The sequence below is a fragment of the Pontibacter burrus genome (assembly GCF_010686685.1).
Classification (GTDB): domain Bacteria; phylum Bacteroidota; class Bacteroidia; order Cytophagales; family Hymenobacteraceae; genus Pontibacter; species Pontibacter burrus.
In genome coordinates, this window is sequence record NZ_JAAGWD010000002.1 from 317,852 (window position 1) to 344,016 (window position 26,165).

The 26,165-nt window shown below is 39.6% G+C and carries 25 protein-coding genes; 19 read left to right on the forward strand and 6 right to left on the reverse strand.

What is annotated here, in order from left to right; genetic code table 11:
* The first annotated feature begins 181 nt into the window (after positions 1-181).
* From dnaB to GXP69_RS06140, 13 genes are all read left to right on the forward strand, one after another.
* Positions 182-1,762, forward strand: a complete 1,581-nt coding sequence (gene dnaB / locus GXP69_RS06085) for a replicative DNA helicase (protein WP_163913455.1) — start codon at positions 182-184, stop codon at positions 1,760-1,762.
* A gap of 767 nt (positions 1,763-2,529) precedes the next feature.
* Positions 2,530-3,321: a polysaccharide biosynthesis/export family protein gene (locus GXP69_RS06090; protein WP_163913457.1), complete on the forward strand. Its 792-nt coding sequence runs from the start codon at positions 2,530-2,532 to the stop codon at positions 3,319-3,321.
* Positions 3,322-3,334: 13 nt separating this feature from the next.
* On the forward strand, positions 3,335-5,728 hold the full coding sequence (locus GXP69_RS06095; RefSeq protein ID WP_163913459.1) for a GumC family protein: 2,394 nt from the start codon (positions 3,335-3,337) through the stop codon (positions 5,726-5,728).
* A 318-nt stretch (positions 5,729-6,046) separates the two neighbouring features.
* Entirely contained in the window at positions 6,047-7,432 is a 1,386-nt protein-coding gene (locus tag GXP69_RS06100) for a lipopolysaccharide biosynthesis protein (protein ID WP_163913461.1), read from the forward strand.
* 68 nt (positions 7,433-7,500) lie between these two features.
* On the forward strand, positions 7,501-8,754 hold the full coding sequence (locus GXP69_RS06105; RefSeq protein WP_163913463.1) for a glycosyltransferase family 4 protein: 1,254 nt from the start codon (positions 7,501-7,503) through the stop codon (positions 8,752-8,754).
* Positions 8,747-9,349: an acyltransferase gene (locus GXP69_RS06110; protein WP_204281932.1), complete on the forward strand. Its 603-nt coding sequence runs from the start codon at positions 8,747-8,749 to the stop codon at positions 9,347-9,349. The genes GXP69_RS06105 and GXP69_RS06110 overlap by 8 nt, the downstream gene beginning before the upstream one ends.
* Entirely contained in the window at positions 9,342-10,559 is a 1,218-nt protein-coding gene (locus tag GXP69_RS06115; RefSeq protein WP_163913466.1) for a hypothetical protein, read from the forward strand. Before GXP69_RS06110 ends, GXP69_RS06115 begins: the two co-directional genes overlap by 8 nt.
* Before the next feature lie 424 nt (positions 10,560-10,983).
* The gene (locus GXP69_RS06120) at positions 10,984-11,778 is read left to right on the forward strand and encodes a glycosyltransferase family 2 protein (protein ID WP_163913468.1); all 795 of its coding nucleotides are present in this window, start codon (positions 10,984-10,986) and stop codon (positions 11,776-11,778) included.
* An 88-nt stretch (positions 11,779-11,866) separates the two neighbouring features.
* Complete coding sequence (locus tag GXP69_RS06125; protein ID WP_163913470.1) at positions 11,867-12,982, forward strand: glycosyltransferase; 1,116 nt, start codon at positions 11,867-11,869, stop codon at positions 12,980-12,982.
* Between the two features lie 251 nt (positions 12,983-13,233).
* The gene (locus GXP69_RS06130; protein ID WP_163913472.1) at positions 13,234-14,376 is read left to right on the forward strand and encodes a glycosyltransferase; all 1,143 of its coding nucleotides are present in this window, start codon (positions 13,234-13,236) and stop codon (positions 14,374-14,376) included.
* A 159-nt stretch (positions 14,377-14,535) separates the two neighbouring features.
* Entirely contained in the window at positions 14,536-15,324 is a 789-nt protein-coding gene (locus GXP69_RS06135) for a WecB/TagA/CpsF family glycosyltransferase (protein WP_235925575.1), read from the forward strand.
* Positions 15,325-15,412: 88 nt separating this feature from the next.
* Positions 15,413-15,502 carry a sugar transferase gene (locus tag GXP69_RS19145; RefSeq protein ID WP_262887414.1) on the forward strand — a complete coding sequence of 30 codons (90 nt, stop codon included), beginning with the start codon at positions 15,413-15,415 and terminating at the stop codon, positions 15,500-15,502.
* Positions 15,503-15,513: 11 nt separating this feature from the next.
* Positions 15,514-15,717, forward strand: a complete 204-nt coding sequence (locus GXP69_RS06140) for a sugar transferase (RefSeq protein WP_262887406.1) — start codon at positions 15,514-15,516, stop codon at positions 15,715-15,717.
* 57 nt (positions 15,718-15,774) lie between these two features.
* Here the strand turns inward: GXP69_RS06140 and GXP69_RS06145 are convergent, their stop codons facing one another.
* From GXP69_RS06145 to hppD, 4 genes are all read right to left on the reverse strand, one after another.
* On the reverse strand, positions 15,775-16,359 hold the full coding sequence (locus GXP69_RS06145) for a nitroreductase family protein (protein WP_163913474.1): 585 nt from the start codon (positions 16,357-16,359) through the stop codon (positions 15,775-15,777).
* A 3-nt stretch (positions 16,360-16,362) separates the two neighbouring features.
* Positions 16,363-16,803 carry a hypothetical protein gene (locus GXP69_RS06150; RefSeq protein ID WP_163913476.1) on the reverse strand — a complete coding sequence of 147 codons (441 nt, stop codon included), beginning with the start codon at positions 16,801-16,803 and terminating at the stop codon, positions 16,363-16,365.
* A gap of 152 nt (positions 16,804-16,955) precedes the next feature.
* Positions 16,956-18,713 carry a phospho-sugar mutase gene (locus GXP69_RS06155; RefSeq protein WP_235925577.1) on the reverse strand — a complete coding sequence of 586 codons (1,758 nt, stop codon included), beginning with the start codon at positions 18,711-18,713 and terminating at the stop codon, positions 16,956-16,958.
* 135 nt (positions 18,714-18,848) lie between these two features.
* Positions 18,849-19,943 (reverse strand): 4-hydroxyphenylpyruvate dioxygenase, encoded by a 1,095-nt coding sequence (gene hppD, locus GXP69_RS06160; RefSeq protein WP_163913959.1) that lies wholly within the window; start codon positions 19,941-19,943, stop codon positions 18,849-18,851.
* Positions 19,944-20,122: 179 nt separating this feature from the next.
* Here hppD and GXP69_RS06165 point away from each other — a divergent pair, with 179 nt between their 5' ends.
* The 6 genes from GXP69_RS06165 to GXP69_RS06190 all read left to right on the forward strand — a co-directional run bounded on the left by GXP69_RS06165 (position 20,123) and on the right by GXP69_RS06190 (position 23,998).
* Entirely contained in the window at positions 20,123-20,521 is a 399-nt protein-coding gene (locus GXP69_RS06165) for a hypothetical protein (RefSeq protein ID WP_163913478.1), read from the forward strand.
* Positions 20,522-20,685: 164 nt separating this feature from the next.
* Positions 20,686-21,078: a DUF1801 domain-containing protein gene (locus GXP69_RS06170; RefSeq protein WP_163913480.1), complete on the forward strand. Its 393-nt coding sequence runs from the start codon at positions 20,686-20,688 to the stop codon at positions 21,076-21,078.
* A 1-nt stretch (position 21,079) separates the two neighbouring features.
* Positions 21,080-21,454: a DUF2200 domain-containing protein gene (locus GXP69_RS06175; protein ID WP_163913482.1), complete on the forward strand. Its 375-nt coding sequence runs from the start codon at positions 21,080-21,082 to the stop codon at positions 21,452-21,454.
* A gap of 162 nt (positions 21,455-21,616) precedes the next feature.
* The gene (locus GXP69_RS06180; RefSeq protein WP_163913485.1) at positions 21,617-22,336 is read left to right on the forward strand and encodes an SIMPL domain-containing protein; all 720 of its coding nucleotides are present in this window, start codon (positions 21,617-21,619) and stop codon (positions 22,334-22,336) included.
* Positions 22,337-22,577: 241 nt separating this feature from the next.
* Positions 22,578-23,495: a hypothetical protein gene (locus GXP69_RS06185; RefSeq protein ID WP_163913486.1), complete on the forward strand. Its 918-nt coding sequence runs from the start codon at positions 22,578-22,580 to the stop codon at positions 23,493-23,495.
* 137 nt (positions 23,496-23,632) lie between these two features.
* On the forward strand, positions 23,633-23,998 hold the full coding sequence (locus GXP69_RS06190; protein WP_163913488.1) for a hypothetical protein: 366 nt from the start codon (positions 23,633-23,635) through the stop codon (positions 23,996-23,998).
* A gap of 79 nt (positions 23,999-24,077) precedes the next feature.
* Here GXP69_RS06190 and trpS read toward each other — a convergent pair whose 3' ends face one another.
* Positions 24,078-25,052 (reverse strand): tryptophan--tRNA ligase, encoded by a 975-nt coding sequence (gene trpS / locus GXP69_RS06195; protein WP_163913490.1) that lies wholly within the window; start codon positions 25,050-25,052, stop codon positions 24,078-24,080.
* A 99-nt stretch (positions 25,053-25,151) separates the two neighbouring features.
* A complete protein-coding gene (locus GXP69_RS06200; RefSeq protein WP_163913492.1) occupies positions 25,152-26,066 on the reverse strand; it encodes an EamA family transporter in 915 nt (304 codons plus the stop codon).
* Between the last annotated feature and the right edge of the window lie 99 nt (positions 26,067-26,165).

Sequence of the window (26,165 nt, forward strand, 5' to 3'; positions counted from 1 at the left end):
TTAGAAGACCTTGGCTAAATAAAAATAGCTATACACTAATATGTGGATATTTTGTGGATATGTGTATGGAAATCTCCTTATCTTGTTGACAGGCCCGGGTAAAAATGTGGATAGCAGCGTGCGCAATTTTTAACAACTATTTACCTGCGCTGGCTATATAAGAAGCTATATATTTGTGCTTATGGAGGAAATGCAAATGAATGTGCGCCCGGCGGGACAACGCAACGGATGGCAGAAGAAAACGACTGCTATTTCGGAGCTTGGCAAAAAGCCACCGCAGGCGCTGGACCTGGAAGAGGCCGTGTTAGGCGCTCTGATGTTAGAAAAAGATGCCCTTACAACGGTAATCGATATTCTGCGTCCGCAGAGTTTTTACAAAGAAGCACACCAACGCATCTTTAAGGCTATACTTGCCCTTTTCGATAAGTCGGAGCCGATCGATATCCTGACCGTAACACACCAGTTGCGCGAGCAGGGTGAACTGGAACTGGCTGGCGGTGCTTATTATGTAACGCAGCTTACCACCCGTGTAAACTCGGCGGCCAACATCGAGTACCACGCACGTATCATTACAGAAAACTCCATTAAACGCGATTTGATCTCTATTTCTTCGGAAGTACTGGCCAACGCATATGAAGATACCACCGACGTATTTGAGCTGCTGGATAAAACCGAAGCCAAACTATACGAAGTATCGGAATCCAACATCCGCAAAAACTTCGACGACATGCGCTCGTTGATGCACGCAGCTATTAAGGATCTGGAAGAGAAGCGCAAGCAAACCGACGGCTTAACAGGTGTACCAACCGGCCTTACTGCCCTGGACCGTGTAACATCGGGCTGGCAGCCATCCGACCTTATCATCCTGGCGGCACGTCCGGCAATGGGTAAAACAGCCTTCGTACTTTCGGTAATGCGAAATGCAGCTGTAGATTTTAAAAAACCAGTAGCCATATTCTCTCTCGAGATGTCGTCGTTGCAGCTGGTTAACCGTTTGATTTCTTCTGAAGCCGAGCTTGATTCTGAAAAGATCAAGAAAGGCAGCCTGGAAGAATACGAGTGGGCACAGCTGAACCATAAAATCTCTAAACTGACCGAAGCGCCTATTTTTATCGACGATACGCCGGGTCTTTCCATCCGTGAGTTGCGTACCAAGTGCCGCCGCCTGAAAGCGCAGTATGACATCCAGATGATCATTATTGACTACCTGCAGCTGATGAGCGGCAACGCCGACGGCAAAGGGGGCGGTAACCGTGAACAGGAAATCGCGTCGATCTCGCGTGCACTTAAAATGCTGGCTAAGGAACTTAGCGTTCCGGTTATTGCGTTGTCGCAGCTCAGCCGTGCCGTAGAAACACGTGGTGGCGATAAACGTCCGCAGCTATCCGACCTTCGTGAATCTGGTTCGATTGAGCAGGATGCCGACATGGTTTGCTTCCTGTACCGCCCAGAGTACTATGGTATTACAGAAGACGAAATGGGCAACCCAACAGCCGGTGTAGGTGAAGTAATTATAGCCAAACACCGTAACGGTTCGCTGGAAAACGTACAGCTGAAGTTTATTGGTAAGTACACCAAATTTACTAACTTGGATGGTGATTTTGGAGGTGACGGATTTGGTGGAGGCTTCAACGCCCTGCCGAACAGTACCTTCGATGCTGAAGCGCCAGGCTCTATTCGTTTAGGCAGTCGCATGAATGATGGCGGTGGAAGTGGGGGAGGTTTCCCGGGTTCTAAGTTCGACGAAGAGCCACCTTTTTAAAGATTAGACAATATACAACCCATGTTAGCGTTTTAGCTGCATTGGTTTACGATATAGCCAAAGGAAGATTAGCCGCTGTGCCCAAAAGCCAGCGGCTTTTCGTTTTTTACCCCTTCCCATCCTTCCCCTAAAAACAGGCAAAGGAGCTAAGTTATAGTTCTATAGTTCCCCTTGTCATTTCGAACGCAGTAAGAAATCTATTTTAGACTATATTTTAATGAACAACTTGTAACATACGCAGCTCTTACGAGCGTCTTCCAGTTGTCTGCTGGCTATTGTAATGGCTGTAACAGGTATTATTTAGATGCTAATCATCCCAAGTGCTCTACGCTATAATGTAGGCAGCAAAACCGAATAGAGATTATAACTTTAGATGTTTGGAGTTGAAGTATGTTTCAGGTACCAAGTCTTTATATTACAATTTTAAATTAACAGTATTTGCCACTTTCTGATACTCTAAATTCAGTTAAATTTTTATTTTTTTCCTTATTTTATGTTTTAAAAATTGTAAATAGTATATAACAATCTAAAGTTGATTTAAACGCCGTAGTTAGAATTTTATTTAAAAAAAGATGGTTCTGGTACATGTAATTAGCTATTCTGGTTATTCTTTCCTGATATTTGAAATGTGAATTTTATTGTATTTTCGGCAAAGCGTTTTATTTTATAGAGGTAATTAAGTAGCTTTGTGAGATTTTATTTTTTGCCTTATACACTGGACTTTAAAGTGATGTATAAGTTCTGCGTGATTTGTTATACCATTTAATATGAAATCCAAACTTTTAGCCTTTTTTACCCTCATTTATCTTACATCCTGCACGCCGCGAAACTTAGCCTATTTTAGTGATCTTCAACAGCAGACAGAAAAAGCTGAAGAAATTAAAAATAGTAGAATTCCTAAAATTCAGCCGGATGATATTTTAAGCATCACCGTTACGAGTATCAGTCCGGAAGCAAATGCTATTTTTAACAGAGGTGAGGTAGTTGAGACATCTAATGCTATCCCAAACTACAACAATGCGGGTAATACTCCCCCTAGCAACCTATACCGGGAAGGATACCTTGTGAACGAAGATGGCTATGTGAACTTCCCTGTTTTAGGAAAGATAAAAGTAGCCGGGCTTACTAATTCTGAAGCAACTGAGAAGTTTACTTCTGAGCTGAACGCACATGTCAAGGATCCTATTGTAAACATCAGGCATCTTAATTTTAAAGTAACAGTGGTGGGGGAAGTTAACCGCCCATCAACTTTTACTATCCCCACTCAGAAACTTAACATACTAGAGGCGCTTGGTATGGCTGGCGACATGACTGCCTTTGGAAAACGGGAAAATGTTCTAGTAATCCGTGAAGTAGATGGCGTAAGAAAAATGATACGCCTTAACCTGAATAGTAGTGAAGTATTAAATTCTCCATACTTCTATTTGCAGCAAAACGATGTGGTATATGTTGAGCCTGACCGAATGAAGGAGGTACAGGCGAGCGCAAACACCAGATCCCTCTCTATTATAGCGGCTGCCGCTTCAATTGCATCTATATTCATTGCTAGATTATTTTAATACCTAAAGGGTTATGGCGGAGAAAGAAATGTCCGAACTTCAGAAAGTTCTGCTTGGACTTGAGTCTGAAGAAACAAATAAGGTTAATTTTAAAGAGTTAGCGCTAAAGTGCGCGCGTCTATGGTACCTTTTCGTGCTGGGCATTGTGCTTACATCAGGACTAGGGTTCTTTTACCTCAAGTATGCTTCACCTGTTTATTTAGTTAAAAGTAAAATACTGATAAAAGATGAAGAGAAAGGTGCCAGCTTATTAGGTGGTGGAGACTTAGATGCACTTGATATTTTTGGCGGTGCTAAAAATGTTGATAATGAGATAGAAGTATTAAACTCCATAAGTTTAATGGAGCGCGTACTAACAGAACTTTCGCTAAATACCACATATTACACTCCGGTCTTCTTTAAAAATCGGGAAATCTACGGGAAACAACTACCAATCAAAGTAGTAGTCGATAAGGTCGATTCTACGGCCTATGAAATGGATGTTACAGTCTTCATTAAAGACAATAATAGATTTGAACTTGTTACGGAAGATGAAGAAGGATCGGTAGAGAGATCTGAACATGAATTTGGAAAAAAAATTGTGAAGCCTTTCGGGATGTTCACAGTTTTAGCCTTACCCAAGATTACTGATCCTGAAGGTCCTAAAGAGGTTCATGTTAAGTTTAATGACATTCATGAATTAGCAGAGTATTACAACGAAGAAATTACCATAGAGGCTGTTAATAAAAAAGCTAGTGTGCTTTGGCTTAGCCTCGAAATTCCAATCAGAGATAAGGGAAAAGATATTATAAACAAGCTGGTAGAAGTTTATAATATTGAGGCTTTGGAAGATAAAAATGAAGTAGCCTCCAACACCATTCAGTTTATTGATGAAAGACTAACTTTCCTGACTACTGAACTCTCAAATGTTGAGAAGGATGTAGAAAACTACAAAAAACGAAATCAACTGACTGATGTAAGTTCTGATGCCCAGCTATTTCTCGAAAATGCAAGTGAGTATAATAAGCAGCTAGGAGAATTAGAGATTCAACTTGATGTACTAGGTTCAATTGAAAAGTATCTCCGTGAGAGTGGTACACAATTTAAGCTAGTGCCTAGTACATTAAGTATTAAGGATATTACCTTAATGAGCCTGATTGAAAGGTTTAATGCTTTGCAGCTTGAACGTGAGCGATTAGTAAGTACAACCAAATCAAATAGTTTACTTGTTCAAAATATAGAAGATCAGCTTACTAACCTGCGCGGTAATATTCTTGAAAACCTACAGAACATAAAGCAGGGACTAACCATTACCCGTAATAATCTTCGGGGCAATATGGCCGGATTTAAGTCAAGAATAGAGCAAATACCGGCAATAGAACGAGAGCTTCTGGAAATAAAAAGGCAACAAGGTATAAAGGAAGGTTTATACTTATATCTTCTGCAGAAGCGCGAAGAATCCTCGTTGTCTCTGGCCGCTGCTGTATCAAATACACGCATTATCGATTCTGCAATGGTTAGTAAAAAACCAGTTAGCCCAAAGAAAGGTCTTGTGCTGAGTGTGTGCGTGTTAGCTGGTTTAATTTTACCATTTATAGGTATCTATATCAGTTATATTCTTGATAATAAAGTTAAACTGAGAAAAGATATTGAGGATGCTACTGATACACCTATAATTGGAGAACTAGGGCATAATGATTCTGGTGAGACATTAATTGTCAGCAAAGGAAATAGGAGTCCGGTAGCTGAGCTGTTTAGCCTTGTTCGATCTAACCTGCAGTTTTCAACAATGGGTAGAGAAAATAAGGTTGTCTTGATCACTTCAAGTATGAGTGGTGAAGGTAAAACGTTTTTCAGCATCAACCTGTCTGCGAGTCTTGCCATGACTGGAAAGAAGGTTGTAATTCTAGGTTTAGACCTGCGCAAGCCGAGGCTTATGCACGACCTTAACTTACCTACAGAATTTGGTATAACTAACTATCTGGTTTCTGAAAAGATAACTATTGATGAAATTACTGTTCCTATAGAAGGTCACCCTGGCTTATCTGTAATTGGTTCTGGCCCGATTCCTCCAAATCCAGTGGAATTGATGACAAGCCCGAAATTAGGTTACTTGATTGAAGAGCTTAAATCTACCTACGATTACGTTATTTTAGATACTGCTCCTGTCGGCCAGGTAGCTGATACTTTTAACCTTGCTCCTTATATTGATTCTACTATTTATGTAGTTCGTTGTGGTTATACCTTAAAAGAGCAGCTAATTATAGTAGATGATATTTACCGAAATAAGAAGCTTAAGTCGCCGATGGTAGTATTAAACGATGCTGTTACAAGTAATGTAAAGGGGTATGGCTATGGCTACGGTATTGGTTATGAGCAGGCAGGGCAGAAGAAACGAAAGTCTAAAGTAGGTGCTCAGACTTCATAACCTATCTAGCAGGAAAGTATCAGGTATCACTGTACCGCTGAGTTGATAAAAACCATATGATCTGCCGAAACCAGAATTGATGTTACTTACATCAGATATGGTAAGCGGAAAACATAGACTCAGTAAATAGGTATGTTGCCGATCTACAAGCTAATCTTTAATACTCCGAAGGTGCTTATCTTATTGCGGTTTCCGTGTGAGATAATATTAATGCTAGAGAAAGTAAATAAATTTTAAGAAGGGCATTATATTATCATACCGGAAACTATGATAATAGGTGACTAGTTACATTCTGCAAGAATATTTTAGATAAAGCGTATGCTAATTAAAGGTATAAGAAGATTGCTTATTCCAAAAAGAATTGAATCCCGACTATTTGATGGACATGAAAGAAGTACTCTCGTCACAAAGAATATTTTTTTGTCTTTCTTTTATAAAGGAATCAATATATTAACTCAATTAGCTTTAGTTCCTTTAACTATTAATTATTTAGACGAAAGTCTATACGGAATATGGTTAACTCTTGCGGCAATTATAGGGTGGTTTAGTTTTTTTGATGTAGGACTAGGAAATGGTCTGAGAAATAAATTAGCAGAGGCTGTTGCGAGTGAAAAGTTTCATTTGGCCCGCATCTATATAAGTACCTCTTATGCTGTCATAACAGGAATATTCTTGGTAATTATTCTTTTGGTTTGGATATTAAATCCACTATTAAGTTGGGACTTATATCTTAATGCTCCATCATCCATGAGTGGTGAATTAAGCCAACTGGCTTTGGTTACATTTTCCTGTTTTTGTTTACGCTTCATTTTCGGTTTAATTAATAATGTTCTGTTTGCACTACAAGAATCAGCAATTAATAACCTGATTACTACTGCAAGTAATATACTTACTTTACTAGCGATTTACATTCTGACATTAATTATACCTGGCTCTCTTTTGTGGGTAGGTATAATTTATAGTTCTGTACCAGTATTAATATTGTTTATTGTAAGTGTAGTACTGTTCTTGAGTAAGTATAAGCATGTATGCCCTTCTATATCTTTAGTGAAATTACGTTATTCGAAAGACCTTCTGGGTCTAGGCTACAAGTTTTTTGTGATACAAGTAGCAGCCATAATTTTGTTCTCTTCCACTAATATAATTCTTGCTCAATTATTTGGTCCCAGTAGTGTAACTACATATAACATAGCATTCAGATATTTTTCTTTGCTAACAATGGTAGGAAGTATAATATCAACCCCATTGTGGAGTGCCTTCACTGATGCATATGTGAAAAGAGATAATGAATGGATTAAGGCAACCATGCAGAAGTTAAATAAGGTAACAATTGGGTTCATTGTAGTCGCAATTATAATGGCAGCAGTATCTAATGAAGTTTACAAAATCTGGATTGGTGAGACAGTACAAGTACCGTTATCTATTTCTATCATAATTTGTGTTTATGTGATTTTTAGTATGATCTCTTTGCCCTATAATACTTTTGTGAATGGGGTTGGTAAAGTTAAGTTACAGTATTACACTGCTATAGCGACAATAATAGTAACGGTTCCGTTGGCAATTCTTTTCGGAAAATATTTTGACTGGGGAGTTCCAGGTGTAGTTGCTGCAACTCTATGTACTACAATACCATGTACTTTACTTTGGAGGATACAGTTCGATAAAATTACTTCAGGTAAAGCAAATGGAATTTGGAACCAATAAAATAGTACATTAAGAAATACTTATAAGTTTGTTACTGAACTAATGAAGGTTCAATAATCTGGATTGAAATGAGAGTTTTGTGGTTTACAAATACTCCATCACTTTATAAAAAACCTAGTACGGGTTATAATGGAGGAGGATGGATTGAATCGCTTGAAGAACTTATTGGTAAAGAAAATGATATCGAACTAGGTATTGGTTTCTTTCATAATGATAGCTGTTTTAAAAGTAAAATTGGAAAAACAACTTACTATCCAATATCACTATACAGCACCAGAACACAAAAAGTCTTACACAATCTCTTCTATAGCAGATATGATAAAGATGAGGTTGAATCATTTTTAAAAATTATTAATGATTTCAAGCCTGATATCATACACATATTCGGTAGCGAAAGAAGCTTCGGACTCGTTTCATTATATACAGATATACCCGTAGTCCTACATATACAGGGTGTTCTGAACCCTTATTTAAATGCCTATTTTGCTCCAGGTAGTAGCATACTTGACTCAGCTTACCAGTATATTTTTAAACCTAAGAAAATGCTGGATTTGCTACGGAGCTACTCATTCTTTACATATAATGCGAAGAGAGAAGTAACAATTTTAAGGAATTGTAAATACTTTATGGGGCGTACTGCTTGGGATAAAAATGTGATTTCCCTATATGCGCCAAAAGCCAATTATTTTTATTGTGGAGAGATTTTAAGAAATGTGTTTTATAGTGCAACTTCTTGGAACATACATAATAGGAAGAAACTTATTATCTCTTCTACAATTTCTAAAACAGATTATAAAGGGTTTGACACAATACTAAAAACAGCTAGGCTATTGAAAGATTTGTCCGACCTGGATTTTGTGTGGAATATATTTGGAATAACTGAATACCGTGAATGGGAGAAGAAGTTAGGGATATTATGTAAAGAAGTAGGTCTGAATTTACAAGGTGTTGTAAGCGCCGATGAACTAGTTGAACAATTATTAAACTCTGATATATATATACATCCTTCATATATTGATAATAGTCCCAATAGTGTTTGTGAAGCTCAAATATTAGGCTTACCAACTATTGCTACAAATGTAGGAGGAGTTTCAAGTTTAATTACGGATGATGAAACAGGTATATTAGTTCCAGCTAATGACCCCTATAGTATTGCAAGTAATATATTAAAGCTAAGTAAGGATAAGGACAAAGCTTTGGATTTAAGTGAGAATGCTAGAAGAGTAGCATTAGCAAGACATAATAAAGAAAATATCTTATCGGAATTGTTGCAAGTCTATAATAGAATAACGAATGCAAAAGCTCTTAATAAGATTGTATAAAGCATTAAAAATGCTTAAGTATTTAATTTTAGTAAAAGTTCATACTAAGTGGTCTGCTTTAGTTTTCTGGTTAAATGGAGTAAAGTTTAACTCGTTTGTAACACAAGGTGTTCCTTATGTACATGTATCACTTGATGCTATTTGCATATTTGGTAAACGATTAACGATGAATAATGGAGTAATCTTTTCGAACTCTGGTGGAAATGGTAAATGCAGAATAGAAGTAAGGCAGGGAGCGGTGTTACTGATAGGTGAAGATGTGGGCATGAGTGATGTTACTATAACTTGCCATAACAAAATAACTATTGGTAATAACGTACTTCTAGGAGTGGGAGCGCAAATAAGAGATACAGATAATCACTCGCTGAACCCACAGGATTGGATTAATGGAAAGGATTGGGAAAATAAAAAAACAGCACCAATCATAATAGGGAATAATGTGTTTATTGGTGCATATTCACATATTTTAAAAGGCGTATCAATCGGTAATAATTCAGTGGTAGGTGCTGGTAGTGTTGTAACAAAAAATATTCCAGCCAGAGAGATATGGGCGGGGAACCCTGCTAAGTATATTAAAAAAATGGAAGATGAGTAACTTTAAAGCTCTATTTCAATATAGCTTAGCAATCCTTTTGGTGTTTGGAATTGTTGAGACACTTTATGATCCTAGTAATGGGAGCCTTGGTAAACTATTAATTAATATCTGTATATATATATCCCTTTTGTTTATTCCTTTTGAGAAAACGAGAGGGCTGACGCAAGATTTTAGCAAAGGCATAACAATAATAATTTACCTCTTAATTGGCTATGGTCTAATTAATATTTGCCGAAACTTAGATGATGGTCAATTCCTTTCCTTGTTTGGTAACCCTTATTATGGTCCATCATTTTTAATTCCTGTTTTTATTTTATGGGCGACTAAGAAAAATGCTTTATACTGGTTAAATAGGCTAAGTTTAATTTCTGTACAAATAGGTATAATACTATTATTTATTTCTCTTTCTTTTGATTTACCATTACCTGTACTTTGTTTCCTGCCTACGTTTTTTTTATTACTTAATTATCCATATGTTTCTAAAAATGATAAGGTATGGATCATTTTAAGTACTTTTTTAGGTGCTTTCGTATTCTGGCAAAGTGATATGAGAATAGGAATTGTGAGAATTATTCTGTGTTTCGGGATTTTTATCATATCACAACTAGATATAAAATGGTTTTACAAATTTTCTGCTATTGTAATGTTGTCTATAGTAGTTTTTGGGGCTACATTAGGTGTGATTACAGGTAAAAGTCTTTTCATAGAAATTTCTTCTGTGATTGAAAGTAATTTTAATGTCACTGATTTAGCAACTGATACTAGAACCTTCCTTTATACAGAAGTTTTTTCAGACTTAGATAAAACCGATTCTTTTATACTCGGAAAAGGTCCAATTGGCACTTATTACAGCGATTACTTTTACTTTTTAAATGATGAAGATGGTACAGGAGACCATCACATCAGGCATAATGTAGAGGTTGGTGTTCTGCATTACTTACTGAAAGGGGGAGTAATCTATTTGATATTAATCGCAATTATAAATATTTATGCCATATATAATGCTTTAAGCAAGGTTAGAAATAGATATGTAAGGTCATTGGGCTTACTTACTGCTGCCAACGTAATGGTTTTATTTATAGAAAACATACCATCTTATTCCATATTATTCGCACTAATCTGGATTATAACTGGGGTCTGTACTTCTAAGTGGTTTAAAAAATTAAATGATCGACAAATAAAACTTTTAACCCAAAGACTATTAAACTAACACAGGAATGTTACATTATACTATCGTCTCATAACTCAGGATGATAGAATGAAAGCTTGGAAATTATAATTAGTGGTAATTAACAGTTATATAACACTATACTCATTCAACTTGGATTTCCGAATTGGGAAAGAAGAAATCTATACCATACTATTAAATAGAGGTATCAAAATGGAATAACTAAATGAATTTGCTTCTTAAAATTGGACGTTATAGTACTGTTTATAGAGATTGATACATTCAATATGTGTTTAATACACCTATTTTTAAGATTTATTCAAAAGGTGAAACTATAGCTTTCTTCCTCTTACAATACTTGCTTATTAAATACAACTTTATAGTAAATGATAGTATGGCAATACTGGCAGAATGAACTAAGTACATTACCAGTTTAAGAAGCAGTATTTCTAAATAAAAATATTTTATGTCTTCACTACCTCTAGTAAGTATTATTACTGTTGTATATAACGGTGAAAAGTATTTAGAACAGACTATTAAGAGTGTTTTAAATCAAACGTATAAAAACTTAGAGTACATTATAATTGATGGAGGGTCTAAAGACGGCACTTTAGACATCATCAATAAGTATGAAGCTCAACTAGCATATTGGGTAAGCGAACCTGATAAAGGACTTTATGATGCCATGAATAAAGGTATTAAGTTAGCCAAAGGAGAACTAGTTGGTTTGATAAACAGTGATGACTGGTATGAAGAAAACGCTATAGAACTTATAGTAAGTGCATATGTGAATAATCCAGATAAAAGGATTTTTCATGGGGATAGATATGATGTTTTGGAAAGTGGCGAGAAAAGAATTAGGAAATTTAATCCTTCTAGGTATAAGTTCCTCTATTATGGAATGACTTACAATCATCCTTCGATGTTCGTCCACAAAGATGTGTATGCGAAAGAGACTTATGATATTAAGTTACGGGCACTGTCTGACTATGAATTTGTTCTGAAAAATTATCTAACTAACTCAGCGGCATTCTTTTATCTCCCTCAACCATATGTTAATTACAGGCTTGATGGTATAAGTGCTAATATGGCTTTTGGCGAAAGAATTAAAGAAGGTCTTGCTTCAAGAAGAAGTGCAGGCTTGGATTTTTTCCGCACCATGTTTTTTTTGGCATTTTACTCCTTGGTGAATCCATCTCATTTCTTGCTTAAAGAAGTAAAAGGATACATTCTTCCCAAAAGTTCTGATAGAAGTAAATAGGGAGCTGATGAGCACTTCAGCTATATTTCAAAAAGTGCTTCAACAAATACTAAGAATCAAGTAAGATTTATATAGCCAGGGACATAAAGTGAATAAGATCAAAGTATATCAACTTATCACATCTGTTAACCTAGGAGGCGCTGAAAATGTAGCCTTTAACATAGTACAAAGTAACGATGCAAGAATTGAGTTTACAATTGTAGAACTGTATCGCTCTCATAACAAATATGCTATCAGCAAAAGAAATGAGCTAAATCAAAAGGGGATTCAAATAAAGACTTTATTTCCTGGTCCAAAGAAAATAAGTTTACTTTTTGCTCCGCTTATGCTGTTTGTTTTCTTAGTAAAGGATAAGCCACTTGTTGTTCATTCACATACCGATCTTCCAGATTTTGTTTTAGGACTTACACTAAGGTTATTTGGCATATTAAGATTAAAAAAGCCTAGAATAATTAGAACAATTCATAATACAAAACTATGGCATACGCATAATACTATTGGGAAACTTACAGAAGCAGCCTTCTTGAATGATCATGTAATTGGGGTGTCTTTAGGTGCACTTAATGCTTACAAAGAGTTAAGAAGAAATTATAGATTACTTGAATCTAGTAGACTTGGAATTATTTATAATGGATGTGATATTCCATCTAATGCAAGTCTTAATTTTAACTTTAGGAGGGATAAAATTAATATTGCTTTTTGTGGAAGATTTGAATATCAGAAAGGTGTTGATATATTAATAAAGTGTATCGATAGTTTAAAAAGTAACTATTCTAACAAAATTGACTTCTATTTTATAGGTGATGGCTCCTTGAGAGATGATCTTTTTTCCCTAAAGAACCGTCAGCATAATATCTTTATCCATCCACCAATAGAAAATATCAATAACTATTTATGGGCATTTGACTATGTTGTAATGCCATCAAGATTTGAAGGATTAGGTTTAATCTCAGTTGAAGCTTCTTATGCCAATGTACCAGTTATTGCGACCAACGTTCCTGGGTTGAATGAAACTCTACCTCATGATTGGCCTCTTCTTTATGAACCTAATGACTTGTCATCATTAATACTTTTATTCGAAAGAATTGTAAGGCAAGAGTTTGATCTCCCTTTATTAAAAGGGAGCGCTTTTAATTTCGTAACTTCTAGGTTCGAATTTAAAAAGATGAAAGACTCTTATTTACAGATTTATAAGCAAAGTTAATTATACTTATTATTCCCTATTGAATATAAAGAGATATAGTTATCCTGTAAAGATTCATATTTGCATATCGCATGATTCTTTTTCTTGCCATAAATCTTAACCTACAAGGGTTAGTATGAGGATAATGGTTTATGGATTTACAATGCTTAAAGATACTGCTAGCTTAGAGTAGGCAACAAATTATGGTCTATAAGGAATCAAAAAAAACAACATTTCATTTTAAAGATGTTTTAACTAGTTTTTTTCTATGAATGGCAACTACAAATAAAATACTGTTTATTCTGCATACTCCGCCTCCCGTTAATGGTGCAGCAATGGTCGGGCAGTTTATCAAAGAAAGTGAAGTAATCAATTCGACGTTTGATAGTGATTATATTAATTTAACAACCTCCTTTAGCTTAGATAAAATTGGTAAAAGTGGGATAAGTAAGTACTTAACTGTTTTACAAATTCAGTTTAAAATCATTAAAGCATTGATTAGTAGAAAGTATGATCTTTGCTATATGAGCTTTACTGCTAAAGGTGCTGGTTTCTATAAGGACTTGTTTGTCGTTGCAATTCTTAAGCTTTTCCAACAAAATATAATATACCACTTCCATAATAAAGGTATTGCTAAAAGCAGCAAGAGTAGATTAAATAATATATTATATCGAATTGCTTTCCGGAATACAAAAAGCATTTTGTTATCTCCCCATCTGTACCATGATGTGGCAGGTTATGTATCTGAAAAGGATGTGTATTTTTGCGCAAATGGTATCCCAGAAACTGAGAGCGAGAAGAATTTAATAAAAGTAACTAAGCATCCCTGTAGACTACTGTTTCTCTCGAATATGATGGAGGAGAAAGGTGTGCTTGTTCTGCTGGAGGCCTGTAAATTATTAAAAGAGAAAGGACTTGATTTTGAATGCCACTTTGTAGGTGCTTGGTCTGATGTTTCGGAGGAGATGTTTACAACAACAGTACAAAAATATAACATCCAAGAAAATATTTTTGCACATGGTAAAAAATATAATGAAGAGAAAATAGCTTTCTTAAATCAGTCAGACATCTTTGTATTTCCTACTTTTTATCATAATGAATGTTTCCCTCTCGTCCTTCTAGAGGCGATGGAGAATGGGTTACCCATTATATCAACGCCAGAAGGAGGAATTGCAGACATTGTTGTAGATGGCGGAACTGGCTTTCTGGTGCCCCAGCAGAGTACTGAAATTCTTGTTGAAAAACTGAGCATCTTGATTCAGGAACCAGACTTAAGAGCGAAAATGGGCGCTGCAGGTCGTAAAAGGTATAAAGAACTTTTCACGCTTGAAAAGTTTGAACAAAAAATGGCGGAAATATTAGAAGATGCCATCGCTCATAAAAAACTCAAATCACCAGTATATTCAGCACTCTAAATAAGTTTGTGAGGCTTTCTTATTTAATATTACAAGGCCTATCTATAGTAACCATTCTTTTAGGCTTATAACTAGATTAAAAATCTCTGATATATAATTATCTTTACAAGCTTTTTAGCACATAATATTAGATAAACTTTTACTTTCCCTCTACCTTTAATGAAACAAGCTTTAACAGTAGATTGTATGGGCTACCCTGTGTTTGCAGCTAGCTTACATGCCTTACCTAGTTCTCAGAAAGTCCTTGTAAATACAATTAATCAATACTCTTATTGTATAGCAGAAAGAGATACAGATTTCAAAAGATCTCTTGTAGAATCTGATGTTTTGTTACCTGATGGAGTAGGTATAGTGGCAGCAGCTAATTTTATAGGAGGAAATAAGATTTCTAAAGTTGCTGGAGCTGATTTGCATTTACATTTATTAAAAAGATTGGAGAAGATTGGGGGGAGATGTTTCTATTTAGGTTCTTCTGAAGAAACTCTTACTAAAATTAAAAATCGGTTAGCAGCAGATTTCCCTGCCATTACAGTAGGCACATATTCACCTCCTTACAAACCTGATTTTTCTGATGAGGATAATGAGGAGATGCTTTTTAGAATTAATGTATTCAAACCAGATATACTGTTTGTAGGCATGACAGCCCCAAAACAAGAAAAATGGGCTCACAAACACAAAGAAGTTCTGGATACTAACATGATTTGTTCAATAGGTGCGGTATTTGACTTTTATGCTGGGACAATTGATAGACCAGGTAAATATTGGATAAAATTTGGTTTAGAGTGGCTGGGGAGGCTACTGAAAGAGCCTAAGCGCATGTGGAAACGATATCTCTATTATGGGGTGATTTTTGGCTACTATCTACTATTGCAGAAATATAAACAACTCATTGGCACACCTGCAGCTAAACCCACACAAGAGGAAAGAAGAATTCTACAAAATAATTAGGTGGGGACTCTGACAAAGAGCAGGCCTGTAAGGTCAATACGCGTATAACACGTGTGGGAGCTTTTATCAGAAAACCAGTATTGATGAACTGCCACAATTCTTTAATGTGCTTATGGGTGATATGTCAGTAGTTGGGCCAAGACCACATATTCTTAAAGATACTAAAGATTACTCCTGATTGATAAATTTATGGTACGCCACTTCCTGACACCAGGTATAACTGGTTGGGCCCAGGTAAATAGTTTTAGAGGCGAAACTACTAATCCGGATAGCATAGAACAAAGAGTTAAAGCGGATATTTGGTACCTGGAAAATTGGTCATTCCTACTTGATTTGAAAATCGTGGTACTAACTACCTGGAATGCGATTAAAGGAGAAGAAAATGCCTTCTAAATAAACTATAAGATGTTCAAAACAAAAGCTCCTGCAACTATAGCAGGAGCTTTTGTTTTAAACCCACTCAACTTTCTCACTTAGCGGTGTATTTCGCTTTCCTTCACCGGCATGGTTTTCAGCGTAGCCTAAATAAAGAATGCCCAACACAATATCTTCTTCTCGTAAGCTAAGCATCTCTTTCATGGCGGGGTGGTAAGCCATGCCGCCGGAACCCCAGTAACTGGCAATACCTAAGGCAGTAGCGCCAAGCAGCAGGTTTTGAATGGCGCAGGAGGTAGCAGCTATTTCTTCCAGAACCGGAATCTTGGGCAGGTCGCCGCGGCGCATATAGGCAACTATAACATGCGACGCCTTATCGCCCATGTGCAGCAGTTTCTCATATTTTTCAGGCTGATACTTGTCTTCCGGAGTTTTCTGTTGATACAGGTCGGCGTGCTGTTGGCAGAATTGCGCCACGTTGTTTCCGGCATAAACTATAAAGCGCCAGGGCTCCGTATGGCCGTGGGTAGGAGCCCAGTCAGCAAGTTCTAATAGTCGGTTTATCTGCTCATCGGGTACTTTCTGCCCATTCATTTTAGGCGGCTTGGTAGTACGCCGGAGCTTTATAAGGGTAGCAAGTTGAGAAAAATCCACATTCATTGGTTAATTATGCAGCACAGTGCTTTTGTTCGGTTCAGGTAAGCTGGTCAGCCAGTCGATCGCTTCTTTTTCGTTTTCAAAGATCTTTATTTCGAGCAGATTGCCGATGTGCTGGTGCAGCTGATGAAAGGACATTTGCCCATACACACCGGGTGCCAATACCTGTGCCATGTAGCGTAAACCCAATGTTACAGCAGCCGGCGTCCAGTACGTCGAGATCCAGTCGGTCGCGATATCCCATGGTCCGATCAGCTCTTTGTGGCTGTTCAATAACTTTGCGCACGCTTGCTCCTTCATCATATCCAGGTAAGCATAGCCACCTCTTCGCACGGTATCAAGGTCCTGCCTGCCAACCCAATGGGCAAAAATGTAAGCATTCTCAGGTACGCGTTCGTAGTAAAGGAAAACGTCGCCGTTGCTTTTCTTTAAATTATGTGTGAGCATTAGACTATAGTTTTGCTTTTAAAAACCGGAGCAAAGTTATATTTGGCTTTTGCAACGTTGTAACTATAACCGGAACAAGAGCAGAAGGTTATTGCTAAAAACAAAAACGCCCGATCCATAAATATGTTGAATCGGGCGTTTTGCAGCTGTTGTTATTTCAACTTCAGGTCGACCAGTATCTGCTGGATCTTGGCATCCAGTTTCTGCTCTACGGTATAAAAATCTTCTTTAGATTTTAACGGCTCGTTTACGCTGATGTAGAACTTGATCTTCGGTTCTGTACCGGATGGACGGGCTGATATTTTGCTACCATCTTCGGTCAGATACTGCAGCACGTTAGAACTCTCTAAACCCAGCTGACTCACTTCGCCGGTCACCACATTTCGACGGGCACTAATCTTATAGTCGCTGATTTCTACCACTTTGGAACCGGCTATAGTTTGCGGTGGGTTGCTGCGCATGTCGGCCATCATCTGCTGAATTTCTTCGGCACCGCGCTGTCCCTTTTTCGTGAACGATACCAGCTCTTCTTTGTAGAAGTTGTACTTGATATACATCTCTACCATCATCTCGAACAGGCTCTGGCCGTTGTCTTTTGCCACGGCAGCCATTTCCGCGATCAGGGCGCAGGCCGAAATGCCATCTTTGTCGCGAACGAAATCACCAATCATGTAGCCGTAGCTTTCTTCGCCACCGCCAATGTATACTTCCCTGCCTTCCAGTTCACGGATCTTCTCGGCGATGTACTTGAAGCCGGTCAAGGTTTCGTAGTGCTTTACGCCGTAGCTTTTGGCAATGTCGTTTATCAGGTCGGTGGTAACTATAGTTTTAACAATGAACTCTTTGCCTGTTAACTTACCGGCTTTCTGCCATGCCTGCAGCAGGTAGTTTATCAGCAAAGCGCCGGTCTGGTTACCATTCAGAAGTATAAATTCGCCTTTATCGTTTTTAACGGCTATGCCTACACGGTCTGAGTCTGGGTCGGTGGCGAAAACGATGTCCGCATCAATTTCCTTAGCCTTGTTCAGTGCCAGTGTCATGGCTTCCTTTTCTTCCGGGTTTGGGTAAACCACCGTCGGGAAGTTGCCATTTGGTTCGGCTTGCTCTTCTACCACATGCACATTACTAAAACCAAAACGCTTCAGCACTTCCGGTACCAGCGTAATGCCTGTGCCGTGAATAGAGGAGTACACAATCTTCAGGTCATGCTGGCGTTTGATGGCATCCTGCGAAATAGAAAGACCAAGCACTTTTGTAATGTAGGCTTCGTCCATTTCCGGGCCCAGCAGGTGAATGTTGTTTGGCTTCGGCTCAAACTTTACTTCATCAATGCTAGTGATCTTGTTTACTTCGGCTATGATGTTCTTGTCGTGTGGAGCAGTTACCTGTGCGCCATCGTTCCAGTATACTTTATAACCATTGTATTCTTTCGGATTATGCGATGCCGTAACTACCACACCGCTCTGGCAACCCAAATGACGGATAGCGAACGAAAGCTGCGGGGTAGGGCGCAGCGCCTGGAACAAGTACACTTCAATATCATTTGCCGAGAAAATATCAGCAGCAATGCGGGCAAACACATCGGAGTTGTTGCGGCAGTCGTGAGCAATAGCCACTTTTACGCGCTCCCCCGGGAAGTTCTGCTTCAGGTAATTGCATAGGCCTTGTGTTGCCATGCCTAGTGTGTAGCGGTTCATGCGGTTGCTGCCTGCACCCATAATGCCGCGCAGTCCGCCGGTACCAAATTCCAGGTCGCGGTAAAAAGCATCAGACAGCGCTTCGTGCTCGTTGCGCTCCAGTAATCCGTTTATTTCTGCTTTGGTGGCTTCATCATAGTTGCCGCTAAGCCAGGCGTTTATTTTTTGCTGTATAGCTGGTTCGATCATAGTTGGTTGTTGTGTTGTATTCATGGTAATGGTGGGGACAAAAAATCACACCAGCCCTTACAGTAACAGCGTACTTCGGGAAGAACTGGTGTGATATAGTTATATCAAGATAAAGTAATTTTAGCTCGGTTTTACACCGGGCTATACTTTAAAATTCGCTTAAAGGTTACCACGCAGGGCCTGCTCACGCTCGATGGCTTCGAACAAGGCTTTGAAGTTGCCTTTACCAAACGACTTGGCTCCTTTGCGCTGGATGATCTCATAGAATACAGTCGGTCTGTCTTCCACCGGCTTGGTAAAGATCTGAAGCAAATAGCCTTCGTCATCACGGTCAACCAGGATGTTGAGTTTACGCAGGTCTGCCATGTCTTCATCGATATGGCCAATGCGCTCTATCAGGTCTTCGTAATAAACTTCCGGTACTTTCAGGAATTCTACGCCACGGCGGCGCAGTTCAGCTACCGTATGCAGAATATCGTTGGTAGCAACGGCAATGTGCTGTACACCCGGGCCACGGTAAAACTCCAGGTACTCGTCAATCTGCGACTTTTTCTTGCCTTCAGCTGGTTCGTTTATCGGGAATTTAATGTAACCGTTTCCGTTCGATACTACCTTAGACATAAGTGCCGAGTATTCAGTGCTGATGTCTTCGTCGTCGAAAGTAAGGAGGAGTTTAAAGCCCATCACATCTTCATAGAACTTCACCCAGTCGTTCATGCGGCCCAGCTCCACGTTACCAACGCAATGGTCTACATACTTCAGGCCAACCGGCTCTACCTGCAACTCTGATGTACGCGCCACATAACCCGGCATAAACACACCGTTATAGTTTTTGCGCTCAACAAACGTATGGATGGTATCGCCATAGGTGTGGATAGAAGCTACTTTTACTTCACCAAACTCATCGGTTATAGTTTTAGGCTCCATGGCTGGTTTGGCGCCACGCGCCACCGTACCGCGGAAAGATTCTTCGGCATCATCTACCCAAAGTGCCAATACTTTTACGCCATCGCCGTGCTGGTGCACGTGCTGGGCAATTTCAGAATCCGGGTAAATGGCGGTGGTAAGCACCAGGCGGATTTTCTCCTGCTGCACTACATAAGATGCTCTGTCGCGCACGCCTGTTTCGGGACCGGCATAGGCTACCAGTTTAAAACCGAAGGCAGTCTGGTAAAAATGCGCTGCCTGTATGGCGTTGCCTACATAAAACTCAATATGGTCGGTACCATTCAGAGGAAGGATATCTTTAGCTATAGTTTCGGTGGTTAATGTGTTGGTATTCATAGTCTGCTGTAAATATTTAATAAAGTATTACGTAAAAATACAGCTTTTAACGGTTTATCAAAACCTGAACGGCATCTGGTAAATTATCAACGGTAATGTTTGCAATTGCTGCAGCATGTTTTCAACTTTGTAGAAATCAAACAGAAGCTATGGACGCGAATACGCTGAACAAAGACCTTGTTGCTATCTTACAGAAGAAAGAAGAGCTGAACAAGCTGGACTATAACGATGCCCGTTACGACGATGTAGAAGAAGAACTGCACGACCTGGAAGATGATTTTAATGAAACGTACGGCGATTACCTGGAGGATGTGCTGGAAGATGTGCACGGCAAAATAAAGTCGGATGCTGATATTTTACTGCCAACCGCTTACATTGCCAGCTCGCTGGATGGTAAAGAACTGGAAGAAGGCGAAGAATCAGAAGGCGTTTGGGTTGAGTCGGATAAGTTCCCGGGAGTAGAGATGCGTTTGGTGCTGGTAGCTAACCCGCCGCGCGTATTGCTTATTCTGTCAGACCAGGAGCGCGTACTCTGGACAGCTGAATAAAACAATAAACTATAGTTTATACTGCCGCACTTGCGAAGGCTTTATGCCTGGGTGAGTGCGGCATTTTTTTATAGTTGATTTACAGGTATTTTGGTATATTGTGTGAAGCAAACTATAGCAGTACAACTATAGTTTGTGGCTGCATAGCACGTACTACATACCTTATGAAAGAAACCATTCAAGCATACAACAACAAACAGTCATCTGCCGACCAAGAAATCTGCGATCTGCTTACAACGGAAATAGACCGAGAACTGACCGAAGCAGAAAGCAAGATATGGCACGCGCATCCTGTCTGGTTTTTGGATGGTAATCCTATAGTTGGGTACAGCAAGTTAAAGGATGGTGTGCGGCTTATGTTCTGGAGCGGTGCAGATTTTATGGAAGAAAAGCTCACTGTAGGAACTGGCAAATTTAAAGACGCATCCATTCGTTACACTACAGCAAACCAGGTTGATAGTGCCGATTTAAAAAGGTGGTTACAGAAATCCAGAGAAATACAGTGGGACTATAAGAACCTGGTTAAAAGAAAAGGCCGATTAGAAAGATTGAAATAACTTGAAAACGACACCCGAACACGATGCAAAAATCGCCAAGATGACATTTGCATCGGTATATCCGCACTACGTTACAAAAGTTGAAAGAAAAGGCAGAACAACAGAAGAACTGCACCAGGTGATTACCTGGCTGACCGGTTTTGATAACCAAAAACTGCAGAAACTGATCGAAACCAAGGCGACTTTTGAAACCTTCTTTAGCACTGCTGATCTTAACCCGAATGCGCACCTTATCACAGGTTCTATTTGCGGTTACCGGATTGAAGAGATCGAGAATCCTCTAACAAAACAGGTAAGGTTTTTAGACAAGTTGGTAGATGAATTGGCGAAAGGCCGCAAGATGGAAAAGATCCTTCGACAGGAACAGGTCAAATAATCTGGCCAAAGTACTTTTCAATCTAAACCAATAGTTTACAGCTGGTACAATTTTCCTATAGCCAAGCAAAGTTTGCCTGAAGTATAATCTGCTAGGTACCCCAGTTTAGAATGCTATAGTTTATAGCACTTTTATAAAGCGTTGACTTAAAGTTACTCCACCATGAAAAACATCTTTTGGGTTTTGATCGCAGTTTTACTGGTAAGTTGCCAGACCGATTCTACACTTGCACCAGCAAAATTCAAAACCATCATGATCAAATCGGTCGGGGAGGTGGAAACGCTGCCTGATATGGCTACTTTTCATATCAACCTGAACTGCCTGCAAAAATCTGTGAAAGGATCGAAACAATGCCTTGTCGAAAAATCAAACGAGCTGAACAGCAAGCTGCTGTCTTTCGGAATCAAGCAGGACGACATCCTGACCACTTCTGTTAACATGAACAAAAGCTACTCCTGGAAAAATAACTCCCAGGTGTTTGAGGGCTATAACAGTTCAACTTCTATTTATATCAAACTCCGAAACATCAGCAAATTAGACCAGATCTACACCGAACTGCTGGAGAACAGGAACCTTGAATTAAGCGGGCTAACTTATGCTCATTCCAAAATCGACAGTTTAAAGAACGAAGCTTATGTTGATGCTTTGAAAAAGGCTAATGCGTTGGCAGATAAACTTTTAACGGAATTGCCGGCTTCTGAAAAAGAAATCCTCAAAATCGGGAACGTTGAGATTTCAGCTTCGATGCCTGAAGCTAATCAATCAGGAGCGGCTGACGGTTACGCAGTAGCGGAAGTTGCTGCGCAAAACAGAGCTGTCAATATCAGCAAAGGCACTGTACTTGTAAATGCTACTTTGTTTGTGGAGTATCAGATAAAGTAAGTGCATATTATTTAAGCACATGCTGTACGAGGAAATCAGCTCAGGATCAGATTTTGGGTATACCCGTATTGTTGATTTGGGGAAGTATAACTATAGTTTTAGCTATTCGAAATCTTTCAGCAGTAGTGCAAACTATACTGTCAAGCCAATTTCAGCCGAACTCTAAGTTGTATTATTATAATTTTAGCACTCCTTAACGTAATTTGCTGATTCTATAGAATGATCTGATTTTTACCTTCTTATGAAGCAATTTTTACTTTTAGCCCTCACGCTTTTTATATCAATTACAACTTACGCTCAGCTCAATATGCAGGATTCTACCATGCAGGTAATTGGGTACTGGGACAAAAACGAAACGCAGACTTATATTATCACCCACGAGAAGTATAGAGTTACTGGTACCGATACGGCCAAAAGGGAGTTCTCGAAATACGAAGTAGATGTAACTATAAAAGACTCTACGGCTAATTCTTACACCATAGAGTGGGCATATCGTGGCATTAATACGAGTACCGATAATGAGTTCACAAATGAACTGGCCAAAATTTCAGAAAACTTAAAAGTGATCATCAAAACAGATGAGATGGGTGCTTTTAAAGAAGTGGTAAACTGGGAACAAATCAGGGATGAAGTGAATCGCAGTTTAGCACATCTTAAAATAAAATTTAAACACATTCCTAATATTTCAGCTATAACAGACCAAGTAGCAGCCATGCTCGGTACCAAAAAAGCCATTGAGTCCGCTGCTATAAAAGATATCCATCAGTTTTATACCTACCACGGGGGCAAATACAAATTAGGCCGGGAATTAACCGGGCAACTGGAAGTACCTAACCTGTATGGTAGCAAGCCTTTTGTTGCTGATGTCTCAATCATGATGGATGAGATGAATGAGGAAGACAACAACGCAATTATCCGGATGTGGCAAACTATAGACAGCGACCAACTTACTGCATCTACTGTAAATTATCTGCAACAAATAGGGAAATCTGTAAACGGGAAATCTCCAGATTTAAATGAAATACCAGCGCTGCAGAACGAAACCAGAGTTGCTGCCCGCATCCACGGGTCTGGGTGGATTATCTATAGTATGGAAACCAAGGAAGTTTGGGCTGATAATGTTTTAGCTTTTGAAGAACGAATTATTGAGATAAAATAAACGTTGGGGTAGAAGTATCGGGTTGATACAGTGAAATTTAGTTAGATAAGCCGTATATTCGTTCTTATAACTTTATTACATTTATATTATTTATACGTAAGGTGCAAATACGTATACTGCACTTAAAACCATACACCATGAAAATTACATCGCAGATTGCAGCAGCAGCTTTACTTTTTGGTTTAATGAGTTGCGCTGACTCCGGTAAAACGGATAACACAACAGCAACTACAACAGCTCCGGCTCCTACGGCGCCAGCTGCCACCCAAAACCAGGCTGCTACGCCATCATCAACGGTAGCGCTTAATCCGCCACACGGCGAACCAGGCCACCGCTGCGATATTGAGGTTGGTGCCCCGCTTGATGGTACTCCAAAACCAAACCTGAATGTTCCGTCATTTACGCCATCTACCAGCACAGTAGCGCCAGGTTTAAATCCGCCGCACGGCCAGCCTGGTCACGATTGCGGTATTCCGGTTGGAGCGCCGTTAACACAAAAATAATCCGGGAACGATAAACCGGTCCAAATAAAAAAGGTCAGCTGAATTAATTCGGCTGACCTTTTTAACTATAGGCTATAGTTTAGTATCCTAATTTCTGACGAACGCGCTGCAATACAGGTGTTGCAATGGCTTTCGCTTTCTCAGCTCCTTCCTGAAGCTTTTTGTCTATCTCAGGCAGGTTGTTCATGTAGTAGTTAAACAGCTCACGCTCTTTTGCATACTTAGTAATGATAAGGTCGTAAAGCGCCTGCTTTGCGTGCCCGTAGCCGTAACCGCCTGCCTCATAGTTCTGGCGCATGGTGGCTATCTGCTCTGGTGTGGCCAGCAAACTATAGATTTTAAACGTAGTGTCATCGTCCGGATTTTTAGGCTCTTCCAATGGCGTGCTGTCCGTAACAATACTCATTATAGTTTTGCGCAATGGCTTGTCAGCTTCAAAAATATCGATGATGTTGCCGTACGACTTGCTCATTTTCTCACCGTTGATGCCCGGTACAGTCATTACCGCCTCATCGGTTTTTGCTTCCGGCAGCACAAACGTTTCGCCGTAGATGTGGTTGAACGTGCTGGCAATATCGCGTGTAATTTCCAGGTGTTGTATCTGGTCTTTCCCTACGGGTACAAAGTTGGCATCATACATTAAAATGTCGGCAGCCATTAGTACAGGGTAAGTAAATAAGCCGGCATTAACATCAGCCAGGCCGCGGCGGCTCGACTTATCTTTAAAAGAGTGTGCATTTGCCAGCATCGGGAACGGTGCAAAGCAATTCAGATACCAGCTAAGTTCTGTCACCATCGGCACATCTGACTGGCGATAGAAAACGTGTCTTTCAGTATCAAATCCGAACGCCAGCCAGGCAGCAGCTACCGAGTACGTATTATGTTTCAAAACTTCCGCATCGCGGATAGTAGTTAGCGAGTGTAGGTCAGCAATAAAATACAAAGATGCTTCCTCTGATTTTTTAGAGAACTCCACAGCAGGGATGATCGCGCCCAGCAAATTACCCAGGTGCGGTCTGCCGGTGCTTTGTATGCCTGTAAGGTATCGTGCCATAGTTAGTATATGTGTTAAAGCTGCAAATTAATGCAAATAGCCGAAAAAGCCATTAAAATTGCAGTTACCACTATAGCATTATGCTAGGCTTAAAAGTGCTTAAGCGGCGGTCAGCTTTTGTGCAGGCTTGCCTTTTTTGCGAATCGAATTTAGGTTGGAAAGTACGATGGCTGCCAGGATAAGCAGCACGCCAAACCACTGCACAGGCACCACTTCTTCCTGCAGTATCAGGCTCGACATAAGCACAGCTACCGGAAGCTCAGCGGAACTAAGTATGGCACTCAGCCCAAGCCCGATGCGCGGTATGCCATAAGCAAAAAACAGCGGCGGAATTACGGTGCCAAAAACAGAAAGCACCAGCCCCCACTTAAACAGGCCATTCAGCAAAGACCCGTTTATCAGGAAAATAGGTGGGAAAATCAGGAAAATAAGGATACAGGCACCGGTAATCAACAGAGCACTTTTAGTAGCCGGGTGCATGTTATTGCCCGCAGCACCGTTTATCATCAGGAAACAGGTATAACACAAGGCAGCCAGTATTCCGAAGCCGATACCGGTTAAGCTGATGTCCTGAAAAGAACTTGAAAATACATTGCCGGCAAAGGCGGTACCTAGTAGAACAAGTAAAACAGTACCGATTTGAAGTGGCGTAGGAAGTTTGCGTTTTAGAATGGAATCGAGGACCAGGCTCATCCAGGTAAACTGCATCAGCAGCAGAATAGCGATAGAGGCAGGTACCAATTGCACGCATTTGTAATAAAACATACTCACCATGCCGGTGCTGGTTCCCATTGCTACCAGTTGGAGGGCTTCCTTAAGCGATGCACTGTTGCCGCGACTACTAAACAGCCTGCGCAACAGCACGATCACCCAAAGAATAATCAACCCAAAAAATACCTGGGTGCCAGTTACATCACCCAAAGTAAAGCCTTCGTTATAAGCTAATTTTACGAACGTCGAAAGTATACCGAAACTGCATGCGCCTAACAGCACAAAAGCGATTCCTCTGAACATGGAGGTGCCTTTTTAATTTAAATTGAACAAAAATTTATTTGAAAAAGAGAGGGCAGGAGTGCCCAAAAGCGGGTAAACCGGGTACTCTTACAGGTCGTG

Bases quoted from the DNA above. Each gene is read 5' to 3' on its own strand.
- GXP69_RS06135 (WP_235925575.1), top strand. From the start codon at position 14,536: ATGAAACAAGCTTTAACAGTAGATTGTATGGGCTACCCTGTGTTTGCA.
- GXP69_RS06140 (WP_262887406.1), top strand. From the start codon at position 15,514: ATGGTACGCCACTTCCTGACACCAGGTATAACTGGTTGGGCCCAGGTA.
- GXP69_RS06145 (WP_163913474.1), bottom strand. From the start codon at position 16,359: ATGAATGTGGATTTTTCTCAACTTGCTACCCTTATAAAGCTCCGGCGT.
- GXP69_RS06115 (WP_163913466.1), top strand. From the start codon at position 9,342: ATGAGTAACTTTAAAGCTCTATTTCAATATAGCTTAGCAATCCTTTTG.
- dnaB (WP_163913455.1), top strand. From the start codon at position 182: ATGGAGGAAATGCAAATGAATGTGCGCCCGGCGGGACAACGCAACGGA.
- GXP69_RS06165 (WP_163913478.1), top strand. From the start codon at position 20,123: ATGGACGCGAATACGCTGAACAAAGACCTTGTTGCTATCTTACAGAAG.
- trpS (WP_163913490.1), bottom strand. From the start codon at position 25,052: ATGGCACGATACCTTACAGGCATACAAAGCACCGGCAGACCGCACCTG.
- GXP69_RS06190 (WP_163913488.1), top strand. From the start codon at position 23,633: ATGAAAATTACATCGCAGATTGCAGCAGCAGCTTTACTTTTTGGTTTA.
- GXP69_RS06130 (WP_163913472.1), top strand. From the start codon at position 13,234: ATGGCAACTACAAATAAAATACTGTTTATTCTGCATACTCCGCCTCCC.
- GXP69_RS06180 (WP_163913485.1), top strand. From the start codon at position 21,617: ATGAAAAACATCTTTTGGGTTTTGATCGCAGTTTTACTGGTAAGTTGC.
- GXP69_RS06100 (WP_163913461.1), top strand. From the start codon at position 6,047: ATGCTAATTAAAGGTATAAGAAGATTGCTTATTCCAAAAAGAATTGAA.
- GXP69_RS06120 (WP_163913468.1), top strand. From the start codon at position 10,984: ATGTCTTCACTACCTCTAGTAAGTATTATTACTGTTGTATATAACGGT.
- GXP69_RS06105 (WP_163913463.1), top strand. From the start codon at position 7,501: ATGAGAGTTTTGTGGTTTACAAATACTCCATCACTTTATAAAAAACCT.
- GXP69_RS06170 (WP_163913480.1), top strand. From the start codon at position 20,686: ATGAAAGAAACCATTCAAGCATACAACAACAAACAGTCATCTGCCGAC.
- GXP69_RS06185 (WP_163913486.1), top strand. From the start codon at position 22,578: ATGAAGCAATTTTTACTTTTAGCCCTCACGCTTTTTATATCAATTACA.
- GXP69_RS06090 (WP_163913457.1), top strand. From the start codon at position 2,530: ATGAAATCCAAACTTTTAGCCTTTTTTACCCTCATTTATCTTACATCC.
- GXP69_RS06155 (WP_235925577.1), bottom strand. From the start codon at position 18,713: ATGAATACAACACAACAACCAACTATGATCGAACCAGCTATACAGCAA.
- GXP69_RS06150 (WP_163913476.1), bottom strand. From the start codon at position 16,803: ATGCTCACACATAATTTAAAGAAAAGCAACGGCGACGTTTTCCTTTAC.
- GXP69_RS06095 (WP_163913459.1), top strand. From the start codon at position 3,335: ATGGCGGAGAAAGAAATGTCCGAACTTCAGAAAGTTCTGCTTGGACTT.
- GXP69_RS06200 (WP_163913492.1), bottom strand. From the start codon at position 26,066: ATGTTCAGAGGAATCGCTTTTGTGCTGTTAGGCGCATGCAGTTTCGGT.